The organism is Janthinobacterium sp. SUN137 (genome assembly GCF_030587265.1).
In the GTDB taxonomy this organism is placed as follows: Bacteria; Pseudomonadota; Gammaproteobacteria; order Burkholderiales; family Burkholderiaceae_D; genus Janthinobacterium; species Janthinobacterium kumbetense.
The window spans coordinates 828,206-840,120 of the sequence record NZ_JAPWHZ010000003.1 but is presented as its reverse complement, the minus strand read 5'-3'; the positions used below and the strand labels follow the sequence as shown (position 1 = coordinate 840,120).

At 62.8% G+C, this 11,915-nt stretch carries 11 protein-coding genes and 2 tRNA genes; 12 read left to right on the top strand and 1 reads right to left on the bottom strand.

The annotated features are described in order from the left end of the window. Positions 1-77: 77 nt before the first annotated feature. The 5 genes from O3298_RS18690 to O3298_RS18670 all read left to right on the top strand — a co-directional run bounded on the left by O3298_RS18690 (position 78) and on the right by O3298_RS18670 (position 4,045). Positions 78-1,499 (top strand): PLP-dependent aminotransferase family protein, encoded by a 1,422-nt coding sequence (locus O3298_RS18690; protein ID WP_289911920.1) that lies wholly within the window; start codon positions 78-80, stop codon positions 1,497-1,499. Between the two features lie 276 nt (positions 1,500-1,775). Further along, on the top strand, positions 1,776-1,973 hold the full coding sequence (locus tag O3298_RS18685; protein WP_099664811.1) for a hypothetical protein: 198 nt from the start codon (positions 1,776-1,778) through the stop codon (positions 1,971-1,973). 146 nt (positions 1,974-2,119) lie between these two features. Beyond that, complete coding sequence (gene serS / locus O3298_RS18680) at positions 2,120-3,409, top strand: serine--tRNA ligase (RefSeq protein WP_305060231.1); 1,290 nt, start codon at positions 2,120-2,122, stop codon at positions 3,407-3,409. Positions 3,410-3,519: 110 nt separating this feature from the next. Further along, positions 3,520-3,609 (top strand) — tRNA-Ser (locus O3298_RS18675). Between the two features lie 346 nt (positions 3,610-3,955). Beyond that, positions 3,956-4,045: transfer RNA gene (locus O3298_RS18670), tRNA-Ser, on the top strand. A gap of 163 nt (positions 4,046-4,208) precedes the next feature. Here O3298_RS18670 and O3298_RS18665 read toward each other — a convergent pair. Further along, positions 4,209-4,829, bottom strand: a complete 621-nt coding sequence (locus tag O3298_RS18665; protein WP_305060230.1) for a hypothetical protein — start codon at positions 4,827-4,829, stop codon at positions 4,209-4,211. 125 nt (positions 4,830-4,954) lie between these two features. On the opposite strand from O3298_RS18665, the gene hisC reads away from it, so the two are divergent. The 7 genes from hisC (at position 4,955) to O3298_RS18630 (ending at position 11,874) form a co-directional block, all read left to right on the top strand. Then, entirely contained in the window at positions 4,955-6,013 is a 1,059-nt protein-coding gene (gene hisC / locus O3298_RS18660; RefSeq protein ID WP_289911917.1) for a histidinol-phosphate transaminase, read from the top strand. Beyond that, a complete protein-coding gene (locus O3298_RS18655; protein WP_369811607.1) occupies positions 5,971-6,444 on the top strand; it encodes a GNAT family N-acetyltransferase in 474 nt (157 codons plus the stop codon). Before hisC ends, O3298_RS18655 begins: the two co-directional genes overlap by 43 nt. A 63-nt stretch (positions 6,445-6,507) precedes the next feature. Continuing rightward, positions 6,508-7,377, top strand: coding sequence for an NAD(P)-dependent oxidoreductase (locus O3298_RS18650; RefSeq protein ID WP_099664806.1), 870 nt, complete (start codon positions 6,508-6,510; stop codon positions 7,375-7,377). A 207-nt stretch (positions 7,378-7,584) separates the two neighbouring features. Continuing rightward, on the top strand, positions 7,585-8,649 hold the full coding sequence (locus tag O3298_RS18645; protein ID WP_251352042.1) for a YeiH family protein: 1,065 nt from the start codon (positions 7,585-7,587) through the stop codon (positions 8,647-8,649). A 16-nt stretch (positions 8,650-8,665) separates the two neighbouring features. Continuing rightward, positions 8,666-9,970 carry a D-amino acid dehydrogenase gene (locus O3298_RS18640; protein WP_305060229.1) on the top strand — a complete coding sequence of 435 codons (1,305 nt, stop codon included), beginning with the start codon at positions 8,666-8,668 and terminating at the stop codon, positions 9,968-9,970. Beyond that, the gene (locus O3298_RS18635) at positions 9,967-10,782 is read left to right on the top strand and encodes a thiazole synthase (RefSeq protein WP_305053434.1); all 816 of its coding nucleotides are present in this window, start codon (positions 9,967-9,969) and stop codon (positions 10,780-10,782) included. The genes O3298_RS18640 and O3298_RS18635 overlap by 4 nt, the downstream gene beginning before the upstream one ends. A gap of 81 nt (positions 10,783-10,863) precedes the next feature. Next, positions 10,864-11,874: a porin gene (locus O3298_RS18630; RefSeq protein WP_099664802.1), complete on the top strand. Its 1,011-nt coding sequence runs from the start codon at positions 10,864-10,866 to the stop codon at positions 11,872-11,874. Positions 11,875-11,915: the final 41 nt, after the last annotated feature.

The window sequence follows — 11,915 nt, the reverse complement described above, 5'->3', positions numbered from 1 at the left end:
AGACTGTGCTTATCAAAAAAGCGGACAACTGTATCTGTGCCGGCCCCGCGCGGCCGCCGCATACTGAAGGGATGAACATGAGCGCGCATTTGAATCTGTACGAACACCTGGCCAACGAGCTGGGTGCGCTGATCGACTCGCGCGTGTTCGCGCCCGGCGACCGCCTGCCGTCGATACGCCACCTGGCGCAGCAAAAGCGCATTTCCATCAGTACCGTGATGCAAGCCTTGCGCCTGATGGAAGACCGGGGGCAGGTCGATGCGCGGCCCCAGTCCGGCTATTTCGTGCGCCACCGGGCGCCGCGCCGGCCCTGCAGCGCCGACGCCCAGCACCTGAAGGAGCCGGCCTTTGTCGGCATCAACAATCTGTTGATGCGCGTGCTGAAGGATAACGAAACGGCGAATATCGTGCAGTTGGGCACGGCATGGCCGCCCGACGAGATCCTGCCGATCAAGCGCATGCAGCGCACCATCAGCGCCGTGGCGCGGCGCGATCCCGTCCTGCTGAGTAAAGTCAGCTGCTACGACATCAGCGAAGGCAATTTCCTGCGCCAGGTGGCGCGCCGGGCGCTGGACTGGGGCAAGCTCGACCCGCACGAGATCGTCGTGACGAATTCCTGCACGGAAGCGATCAGCCTGTGCCTGCGCGCCGTCGCCAAGCCGGGCGACACCATCGCCATCGAGTCGGCCACGTATTTCGTGCTGCTGCAGATGATCGAAAGCCTGGGCATGAAGGCGCTGGAAATTCCCACCGACCCGAAGACGGGGCCGTCGCTCGACGCGCTGGAACTGGCCCTGCGCGCCGGCCTCGTGCAAGCGTGCCTGTTCGTGCCGAACGCGAACAACCCGCTCGGCTGCGTCATGCCGGAAGTAAACAAGAAGCGGCTGGCGGGGCTGCTGTCGGAATTCAATATTCCGCTGGTGGAAGACGACGTATATGGCGACCTGTGCTTTGCGCCGCAGCGTCCGTGGCCCGTGAAGGCCTATGACACGAGCGGCAATGTGCTGTTGTGCTCCTCGTTTTCCAAGGCGATCACCCCCGCGTCGCGCGTGGGCTACGTGCTGGCCGGGCGTTTCGCGCAGGAAGTGGCGCTGCTGAAAACCGTGTCGAGCGGCGCCACCAGCCATTTCTTCCAGGCCGTGCTGGCCGACTTTCTGGAAGGCAGCAGCTACGACCAGCAGCTGCGCAAGATGCGGCGCACCCTGGTGCAGCGCATCGCCCGCATGTCCGACGCCGTGGCGGCCAGCTTTCCGGCGGACTGCATGCTGTCCGAGCCGCAGGGCGGTTTCGTGCTGTGGGTGCAGATGCCGCCGCAAGTCGATGCGCTGGCCCTGCATGGCCAGGCGATCGCGGACGGCGTGGCGTATATGCCGGGCCAGCTGTTCTCGGCCTCGGGCAAGTTCGGCAATTATCTGCGCCTCAATTGCGGCAATGCGTGGACGCCGCGCATCGAGCAGGCTATCGGCCGCCTGGGGCATCTCGTCAAGGACGCCTTGTAGAACGCCTGTCAAAACCTACTGCGCGGCGCGCTTTGCGGCCTGCGATGCTCACCGTGCTCTAGCACGGTTGCGCTTCTTAGCCACAAATCACTGCCGCTCGCTACGGTTTTGTCAGGCGTTGTTCATTCCCTTGTTTTCCCTTCAGTCCCCGTTTTTCACCGTTCGCTCCCTGTTTTTCGCCGCTGGTCGCAAGCCGGTGGCGTTGTTTGCGGCCGTTGGCTAAAGTACCACCATACCAGCAGCAGTCAACGAAACAAACTAACCAGGAGTCACATCATGAACGCACTGAAAAACATGGAAATCACCTTTGTCGCCGCCGCCATCATCGCCATCGGCGCCAGCTTCGCCACCGCCGGCGCGAATACCCTGGAAGTGAGCGCCAGCAGCAGCGTGATCGCCCAGGCCGCAGACATGCCTGTCGTTACCGTCAGCGCCCGCCGCCTGACCGCTGCCGAAAAAGCCGCGTTCATTTAAGCAATAAGCCAAGCAGAAAATGTAAAGCGGGCGCGAGTGCCCGGCCAGGCCGCCATGACGATGGTTGACCTTGCGCAAAACTCATCGAAGTGAACTGGGTCTTGGTACAATGAGTGCTTTCGATACATCGGCACCGCCATCCACCCATGATAGATATCCAACTTCTCCGTAAAGACATCGCCACCGTCGCAGAACGCCTGGCGACGCGCAAATTCCAGCTCGACGTGGCAGGCTTTACCGCCCTCGAAGCCGAACGCAAGGCGATCCAGACGCGCACCGAAGAGCTGCAGGGCAAGCGCAATGCGCTGTCCAAGCAAATCGGCATGTTGAAAGGCAAGGGGGAAGACACCTCGGCCGTGATGGCGCAAGTGGCCGGCCTGGGCGATGAGTTGAAAGCCGATGAAGCGGCCCTGACCCTGGTGCAAGCCAAGCTGAGCGATTTCATCATGGCCGTGCCGAACTTGCCGCATGAATCGTCGCCCCTGGGCACGGACGAGTCGGGCAACGTGGAAGTACGCAAGGTCGGCACGCCGCGCACCTTCGATTTCGAGGTCAAGGATCACGTCGACGTGGGCGCCCCGCTGGGCCTCGACTTCGAAGTGGCTACCAAGCTGACCGGTTCGCGCTTCTCCGTCATGAAGGGCGGCATCGCCCGTTTGCACCGCGCACTGGCGCAATTCATGCTGAATACGCATGTGGACGAGCACGGCTACACGGAATGCTACACCCCGTACATGGTCAACGCCGATTCCTTGCGCGGCACGGGCCAGCTGCCGAAATTCGAAGCCGATCTGTTCTCGGTGAAAAAAGGCGGCGCGGAAGGCGAGGGCGAGACCTTCTACCTGATCCCCACGTCGGAAGTGTCGCTGACCAACATCGCGCGCGATGAAATCCTGGTGCTCGATCAATTGCCCCTGAAAATGACGGCCCACACGCCATGCTTCCGCTCGGAAGCGGGCAGCTACGGCCGCGACACGCGCGGCATGATCCGCCAGCACCAGTTCGACAAGGTGGAAATGGTGCAAGTAGTGCATCCGGACACGTCGTACCAGGTGCTGGAAGAAATGGTCGGCCATGCGGAAGCCATCTTGCAACGCCTGGGTCTGCCATACCGCGTGATGTCACTGTGCACGGGCGACATGGGTTTCGGCGCCACCAAGACCTTCGACCTGGAAGTATGGCTGCCGGCGCAAAACACCTATCGCGAGATTTCGTCCCTGTCGAATTGCGAAGCCTTCCAGGCCCGCCGCATGCAGGCGCGTTTCCGCAACGCCGCCGGCAAGCCGGAACTGGCGCACACCCTGAACGGCTCCGGCCTGGCGGTGGGCCGCACTTTGGTGGCCGTGCTGGAAAACTACCAGCAAGCGGACGGCAGCGTCGAGATCCCGGCCGTGCTGCGCCCATACATGGGTGGCCTGACGCATCTGAAGGCTTAAAAGGTTCGGGCAGCCGGTGAATGGAAGGCGAAAAATAGTCCTTCCATTTTTTCAAGCGGCTGCTATAATCTTGCCTTCTCGCAGCAATGCGGGGAAAGACCGCAGCAAATGGAGAGGTGGCAGAGTGGTCGAATGTACTTGACTCGAAATCAAGCGTACGTTAAATCGTACCGTGGGTTCGAATCCCACCCTCTCCGCCAGAACAAATAGAGAAAGCTCCCGCAAGGGAGCTTTTTTTATTTGTGGCGGCGAAGAGGAGCAAGGCGCCTGCGCGCCTTGCGCGTGGGATTCGAAGACGAGCGCGTACTCGCGCGAGGCTCCCCGAATCGTCCAATTGGTGTTCACGCGTGCTCCAAGGCGGCATCTACAAAGGCGAGCCGCGCCTTTACGAGGCTCTCCGAATCGCCCAATTGGTTTTTTGGTTTGGCCACCAGCCCTCAGTTGCAAATCGCCAATAAAACCCCTACCCAACCCAACAATCCCCATGCTAAAATAGCGCCTCGTTCAAACAGGCACGTCAGTTTGAACGAATAGACCGCAGTAAACGGAGAGGTGGCAGAGTGGTCGAATGTACTTGACTCGAAATCAAGCGTACGTTAAATCGTACCGTGGGTTCGAATCCCACCCTCTCCGCCAGAATACATAAGAGAAGCTCCCGCAAGGGAGCTTTTTTTATGCCCACAACAGATGCCAGCCACCAGCGTATCAAGGCCAGGTAGAAAAACCGCCCAAAGCGCGCAGCGCAAGGCGTTTTTTCCTCCATTCAGACTTTGAAAGCCAGCGTCCCCACTACCGCAAGCTAGTGCACGAGCTTGGCCATCGCAAACGCGACGCCCGACATGGCAATGATCGTCCCCACACACGACAGGATGACAGCCGACTTCGCCTCAGCCACATCTGACTTGGTCGCATAATTGGAGCGCACCACAGCGAGGTCCAGTTTCAAGCCACTGACATCCGTCTTGAGAACGCCGATATCGGTCTTGAGAGCAGCGACATCCGTTTTCAGACCAGCAACATCCACCTTGAGACCAGCCACATCGGCCTTTACATCCTTTACGTCCAGTTTCACACTGGCCATGTCTTTTGCCAGTGCGTTGACTTGCTCGTCCATGGCGCAATCCTCCGTGCTTGTCACTGCATGCTCCTCGCTTTTTTCACCGCTGTCAAACAGTGTCCCGAGGGTATCGCGCATGGCTTTGCTATTGCTTGCCAGGCGTTGCGCCAGCGCCGTCACGCGCTGCAAGTCGGCCATTCCTTCGCCCTGTAGCTGCTCCGTGGCAGTCTGCAATTCGACGGTGATCTGCTCGCTGAGACTGGCTGCGACCTGCAGCCACGCATCGATCTTGCGCTGGCGTGACTGTTGCGTCAGCGCGCCATGCCGCACCTGCGTATCGCTCAGCTTGTGCATGCTGTTCATGCTGCGTCCTCTTCACGTTGGGGCCGATGTCGCCCACGCTACTCTTCGCCGATGGTGTCCGCCTTGACCCCGCTCACCCTATGGTAATCTACCGTACCCCCATCCTGCCCCCACCAATAAAACCAATGAGCCGATTCTGGAGCACCATCGTCAGCGAGCTGACCCCCTACATCCCGGGCGAGCAACCGAAACTGCCCGGCCTGGTCAAACTCAACACCAACGAAAACCCCTACGGCCCTTCGCCCCAGGTGCTGGCCGCGCTGCGCGCAGCGGCCAACGACAGCCTGCGCCTGTATCCGGACCCTTCCGCCAGCGAATTGAAGCAAACCCTGGCCGATTACCACGGCTTGAGCAGCGCGCAAGTGTTCGTCGGCAACGGTTCCGACGAAGTGCTGGCGCTGGCCTTCATGGCCTTGCTCAAGCACGATGCGCCGCTGCTGTTCCCGGACATCAGCTACAGCTTCTATCCCGTGTATTGCAAGCTGTACGGCATCGATTACCGCACGGTAGCGCTCGACGATGCCATGCGCATCCGTCCGGAAGACTACCAGGGGCCGTGCGGCGCCATCATCTTCCCCAATCCCAACGCGCCGACAGGCGTGGACTTGCCGCTGGCCGGCGTGGAAACCATGCTGCGCGACCATCCCGACGCCGTCGTGGTGGTCGATGAAGCGTATGTGGATTTCGGCGGCGAGAGTGCCGTGGCCCTGGTCGAGCGTTATCCGAACTTGCTGGTGGTGCAGACGTTCTCGAAGTCGCGCTCGCTGGCCGGCTTGCGCGTGGGCAGTGCTTTCGGGCACCCGGACCTGATCGAGGCGCTGGAAAGGGTGAAGAACAGTTTCAATTCGTATCCGCTGGACCGGCTGGCGCTGGCCGGCGCCGTCGCGTCGCTGCACGACGAAGCGTATTTCCAGCAAACGCGCCAGGCCGTGATCGCCAGCCGCGAGCAGTTGACGGCGGACCTGGCGGCGCTGGGCTTCGAGGTGCTGCCCTCGGTGGCCAATTTCGTGTTTGCCCGCCACCCGCAGCATGACGCGGCGCAACTGGCCGCCGGCTTGCGCGCCCGTTCCGTGATCGTGCGCCATTTCAATGCACCGCGCATCAGCCAGTATTTGCGCATCAGCATAGGCAACCCGGACGAATGCGCAGCCCTGGTGGCGGCGCTGCGCGAACTGCTGTGCTGACCTTCTTGCCTGCCAGCCTGGCCGATGGCGAGGCGCTGGCCAGCCTGCGCGTGGCTGCCATGCGCGCAAGCCTGGAGCGCATCGGCCGCTATGACCCGCAGCGGGCGCGCCAGCGCTTCCTGGCCACGTTCGACCCCGATTGCACCTGGCAGTTGCGCCATGACGACACGCTGGCCGGCTTCTATGTGTTGCGGCCGCAAGCGGACTATCTGTTGCTCGACCACCTCTACCTGGCGCCCGGCTACCAGCGGCAAGGCATGGGCGCGGCCGTGCTGGCGCGCGTGTTTGCCGAGGCCGATGCGGCCCGCAAGAGCGTGCGTGTGGGCGCCTTGCGCGGCAGCGAGGCGAACCGTTTCTATGTGCGTCACGGCTTCGTGCCCGATGGCGAGGAAGAGTTCGACCTGTATTATCGGCGCGCCCCCGCGCCTTGAGGCTGCCGGCGGCGACTGTTTGTGCAACAATAATCGGATTCATTCATCGACAGGACGGACAATATGGCAAAAGTGGCATTCATCGGTTTGGGCGTCATGGGTTTCCCCATGGCAGGTCACCTGGCGGCGGGCGGGCACGACGTCACCGTGTACAACCGCAATCCGGCCCGCGCGGCCGCCTGGCTGGAACAGCACAAGGGCAGCAGCGCCGCCACGCCGGCCGCCGCCGCTGCAGGCGCCGAGTTCGTGTTTACGTGCATCGGCAACGATAATGATCTGTATCAAGTCATCCTGGAAGAGGGCGGCTTGCTGTCCGCCATGGCGCCGGGCAGCATCCTGATCGACCATACGACGGCCTCGGCCGAAGCGGCGCGCACCATCCATGCGGCGGCGAAAGAGCAGGGCGTGTTCTTCCTCGACGCGCCCGTGTCCGGCGGCCAGGCGGGCGCGGAAAACGGCAAGCTGACCGTGATGGTTGGCGGCGATGCGGAAGCGTATGCAAGGGCCGAGCCCGTCATCGCGCTGTTCTCGCGCGCCGTCACCTACATGGGTGCCTCCGGTTCCGGCCAGCTCACAAAAATGGTCAACCAGATCTGCATCGCGGGCCTCGTGCAAGCCTTGAGCGAAGGCATCGCCTTTGCGGAAAACGCGGGCCTGGACGCGGCCCTCGTCGTCGACGTGATTTCCAAGGGTGCGGCGCAGTCGTGGCAGCTGGAAAACCGGGGCAAGACCATGATCGAGCGCAAGTTCGACTTCGGCTTCGCCGTCGACCTGATGCGCAAGGACCTGGGCATCTGCCTCGCCGAAGCCAAGCGCAACGGCAGCGACTTGCCCGTGACGACCTTGACGGACCAGTTCTATGGCGAAGTGCAGCAGGCGGGCGGTAACCGCTACGATACATCCAGCCTGATTACCCGCCTGAACAAAAAGTAAGCCCTCAGGCTCATAGTTAAAGAGCGGCGCGTCCCTGCAAAGGGCCGCGCCGCTTGTCGTTTACGCCAGCATCAACCTTAAAACGTCAGTTTCCGGAACATCCGGTTTCGATTTTCATGGAAAAGCATGGACTTCGCTAGCTCATCGTGTATTATTAAAAAACGAGATGAAATGTCCCAATTTTTAAAACATTATGAGCGGACCCGCATGAAAACCAACTCCTCAGCGATAACACGCGTTGTCGACAAGAACATTCCCTACCTGTCTTCCGCCGTCGCCATCTGGCGTCCCCGCGCCGTGCTGCGCAGCTGGCCCGGCGTGGCCATCGCGCTGGTGATCGCCCTGTCGGCCACCTTTATTTCCAGCAATTACGGCGGCCCCCAGTTGCTGTATGCGCTGTTCTTCGGCCTGGCCTTCCACTTCCTCGCATCCGACCCTACCTGCAAGCCCGGCATCGAGTTTTGCAGCAAGGTGCTGCTGCGCACGGGCGTGGCCCTGCTGGGCGCGCGCATCACCTTCAACCAGATCGCTTCCGTGGGCGTGACACCCTTATTGATCGTCGTCGGCGGCCTGGTGGCCACCCTGGGCTTTGGCTATATGCTGGCCAGGTGGCTGAAACGGCCCATCACGGAAGGGATTTTGTCCGGTGGTTCCGTGGCCATCTGCGGCGCCTCGGCCGCGCTGGCCATCTCGGCCGTGCTGCCGCAAACCAAGGAAAACGAGAAATTCACGCTGCTGACGGTGGTGGGCGTGACGTCGCTGTCGACCCTGGCCATGATCGTCTACCCGCTGCTGGTCAAGCTGCTGGGCTTTGACCCGACGGAAGCGGGCGTGTTCATCGGCGGCACCATCCATGACGTGGCGCAAGTGGTGGGCGCCGGCTACCTGGTCAGCAACCACACGGGCGACGTGGCCACCTTCGTGAAACTGACGCGCGTCGCCTGCCTCGTGCCTGTCGTGCTGGGCCTGTCGATCATGTTCAAGCGCAAGGATGGCAAGAGCGAAGTCGATGCGCCGCCGCTCGTACCGTTCTTCCTGATCGGCTTTGTCTGGCTCGTCATCACGAACAGCCTGGGCCTGATTCCGCAGGAAGTGAATGGCTGGATCAACAATGCCTCGCGCGCCTGTCTCGTCATCGCCATCGCCGCGCTGGGCGTCAAAACGTCGTTCCAGTCGCTGGCCTCGCTGGGCTGGCGTCCCGTGATCATGCTGGTGATGGAAACGGTGTGGATCGCCGCCTTCGTCGCCATCGCCGTCCTGCTGACGCGCTAAGCGAAGCGGGCCCGCCATGAAGATCCTCGTCCTCGGCGCCGGCGTGGTCGGCACGGCATCGGCCTGGTATTTGCGCCAGGCGGGCCACGACGTGCGCGTGTTCGAGCGCCAAGCGGGCGCCGCGCAGGAAACCAGCTTCGGCAACGGCGGACAGATTTCTGTCTCGCATGCGGAGCCGTGGGCGAATCCCGCCACCCTGCGCAAGGTCGTGCGCTGGCTGGGCAAGGACGATGCGCCGCTGCTGTTCCGTCCCCGCCTGGATGCGCTGCAATGGCAGTGGGCCTTGCACTACCTGCGCGAGTGTTTGCCGTCGAGGGTGGCGCGCAATATGCGCCAGATCGTCGCCCTGGCCGAGTACAGTCGGCAGAGTTTGCAGGCACTGCGGCGCGAGACGGGCATAGCCTACGATCACCTCGAGCGGGGCATCCTGCATTTTTATACGGACCAGCAGGAGTTTGACAAATCGCAAGCGGGCGCCGCGCTGTTGCGCGAACTGGACTGCCCGCGCAACACCGTCAGCGCCGACGAGGTGATACGGCTGGAACCGTCCCTGGCCCATGCCCGCCGGCACATCGTCGGCGGCGATTTCACGGCCAGCGACGAGTCGGGCGACGTGCATCTGTTTACCACGGCGCTGGCCGCTCGCGCCGCGGCTGCCGGCGTGGATTTCCAGTACGGCACCACCGTGACGCGCCTGCTGGCCGATGGCGAACGCATCGCGGGCGTGGAATGCATCGATGCGCACGGGCGCCACCGCCTGGAATACGCGGACGCAGTGGTGGTGGCCATGGGCAGCTTTTCCGCGCCCTTGCTGCAGCCGCTGGGCATACGCTTGATGTTGTATCCGGGCAAGGGTTATTCCGCCACCTATCCCATCCTTGACCCATCCGCCGCACCGACCGTCTCGCTGACGGACGATGGCCATAAATTGGTGTTTTCGCGCCTGGGCGAACGCCTGCGCGTGGCGGGCACGTGCGAGCTGAACGGCTACACGCGGGAACTCAATCCCGTGCGCTGCGCCGCCATCACGCGCCGCGTGCAGGCGCTGTTTCCCCACGCCTGCGATTACAGCGACCCCGTCTACTGGGCTGGCCTGCGCCCCCTGACGCCGTCGAACGTGCCCTACATCGGCACCACGCGCTACCGCCAGCTGTTCCTCAACACGGGTCACGGCACCCTGGGCTGGACCATGGGCTGCGGCGCGGGCAGGGCGATCGCCGACCTCGTGTCGGGACGCCGGCCCGACGTCGATTTTGCGTTTTGCGGCGAGCCGCCCCGGCAAGAGACCGCTTTGGTTCAACTTAGGAGAGCACCACGATGAGAGACGACGCCACCCCCAGCCAGCCACCCAGCGGCCTGACCCTGGCCGGCACCACCTACCAGTCGCGCCTGCTGGTGGGCACCGGCAAGTACAAGGATTTCGAGGAAACGCGCCTGGCCATCGAAGAGAGCGGCGCCGACATCGTCACCGTGACGATCCGCCGGGTCAACATCGGCCAGGAAAAGGGCGAGCCGAACTTGCTCGACTTCATCCCGCCGTCGAAATACACGATCCTGCCCAACACGGGCGGCTGCTACAACGCGCGCGACGCCGTCTACACCTTGCAGCTGGCGCGCGAGTTGCTGGGCGGCCACCCGCTATGCAAGCTGGAAGTGCTGGGCGATGAAAAGACCCTGTTCCCGAACATGCCGGAAACCCTCAAGGCGGCCGGGGAGCTGGTGCGCGACGGCTTCCAGGTGATGGTGTATTGCAGCGACGACCCCATCCAGGCGCGCATGCTGGAAGACCTCGGCTGCATCGCCGTCATGCCGCTGGCGTCACTGATCGGCTCGGGCATGGGTATTTTGAATCCGTGGAACTTGTCGCTGATCATCGAGCAAGCCCGCGTGCCCGTACTGGTCGACGCGGGCGTGGGCACGGCGTCGGACGCGGCCATCGCCATGGAACTCGGTTGCGACGGCATTTTGATGAATACCGCCATCGCGGCGGCGCGCGAACCGATACGCATGGCGCGCGCCATGAAACTGGCAGTGCAGGGCGGACGCGAGGCTTACCTGGCCGGACGCATGCCCCGGAGAGCGGACGCCATGAGCGCTTCGCCCTCGTCGCCGATGGCCGGGCTGATCGCCTGAGCGGCCGCATTTGCAGCATTTGCAGCACCGTTGTTGATTCTTGTTGAAGTACCCATAAAAACCACAATACCTGGAGATGACATGAAACACACACTCGTAGCGGCAGCCATCCTGGCTTCCTTTCTTGCCGGCAACGCCAGCGCCCAATCGTCCGTCACCGTGTACGGCTTGCTCGACGCGGGCCTGACGTCCGAACACGGCGGCGCGGACGGTTCCGTCACCAAGCTGGCCACCGGCGTGCAGTCGGGCAGCCGCATCGGCTTCAAGGGCACGGAAGACCTGGGCAATAATTTAAAGGCCAACTTCTTGCTGGAAAACGGCCTCGACGTGGATACGGGCGCCAACCGCCAGGGCGCCTTGTTCGGGCGCAAGGCTTACGTGGGCCTGTCGGGCGGCTTCGGCGCCGTGAACCTGGGCTTGCAGCACAACCCGCTGTTCACCGCGCTGGACAATATCGACCCGTTCGAGACGGGCATGACGGGCGCCTCGATCAACCTGATGAGCGTGGCCAGCCTGCGCACGAAAAATTCCATCATGTACGAGACGCCGAAGGTGAACGGCTTGTCGGCCGCCGTCATGTACGGCCTGGGCGAAAAGCCGGACAGCAACACCCTGGGCCGCACCATCGACTTTTCCATCGATTACGCCAACGGTCCGCTCGTGCTGACCCTGGCCCACGACAACCGCAAGGATACGCCGCTGAACACGGCGAAAGTCACCTTGCTGGGCGGCACCTACGACTTCGGTCCCGCCAAGCTGCACGCCGCGTATGAGACGGACAAGGACGATGCGGGCACGGATTTCCGCAACTACATGCTGGGCGCATCGGCCCCCGTGGGCGCGGCGGGCAGCGTGATGGCTTCGTACATCCGCAAGGATGACCGCACGAATGCGCGCCGCGGCGGGCGCCAGCTGGCCATCGGCTACACGTATGCCTTGTCCAAGCGCACGAATCTGTACACCTCGTACGGCCGCATCAGCAACGATGGCGCGGGTACCAACTTCGTCGGCGATGCATCGAGCGGCGGCAGCGTGCCCTTGCCTGGGCATAACTCGAGCGCCTTTACGGCCGGCATGCGCCTGAAGTTCTAAGCGCGACGGCGCGGCGAGGGATGGCGGCTTGTCTGTTGCGG

Coding starts and splice junctions, on each gene's coding strand:
- O3298_RS18655 (WP_369811607.1), top strand. CDS start 5,971: ATGCGCAGCCCTGGTGGCGGCGCTGCGCGAACTGCTGTGCTGACCTTC.
- O3298_RS18685 (WP_099664811.1), top strand. CDS start 1,776: ATGAACGCACTGAAAAACATGGAAATCACCTTTGTCGCCGCCGCCATC.
- O3298_RS18635 (WP_305053434.1), top strand. CDS start 9,967: ATGAGAGACGACGCCACCCCCAGCCAGCCACCCAGCGGCCTGACCCTG.
- O3298_RS18665 (WP_305060230.1), bottom strand. CDS start 4,829: ATGAACAGCATGCACAAGCTGAGCGATACGCAGGTGCGGCATGGCGCG.
- O3298_RS18690 (WP_289911920.1), top strand. CDS start 78: ATGAGCGCGCATTTGAATCTGTACGAACACCTGGCCAACGAGCTGGGT.
- O3298_RS18640 (WP_305060229.1), top strand. CDS start 8,666: ATGAAGATCCTCGTCCTCGGCGCCGGCGTGGTCGGCACGGCATCGGCC.
- O3298_RS18630 (WP_099664802.1), top strand. CDS start 10,864: ATGAAACACACACTCGTAGCGGCAGCCATCCTGGCTTCCTTTCTTGCC.
- O3298_RS18650 (WP_099664806.1), top strand. CDS start 6,508: ATGGCAAAAGTGGCATTCATCGGTTTGGGCGTCATGGGTTTCCCCATG.
- O3298_RS18645 (WP_251352042.1), top strand. CDS start 7,585: ATGAAAACCAACTCCTCAGCGATAACACGCGTTGTCGACAAGAACATT.
- hisC (WP_289911917.1), top strand. CDS start 4,955: ATGAGCCGATTCTGGAGCACCATCGTCAGCGAGCTGACCCCCTACATC.
- serS (WP_305060231.1), top strand. CDS start 2,120: ATGATAGATATCCAACTTCTCCGTAAAGACATCGCCACCGTCGCAGAA.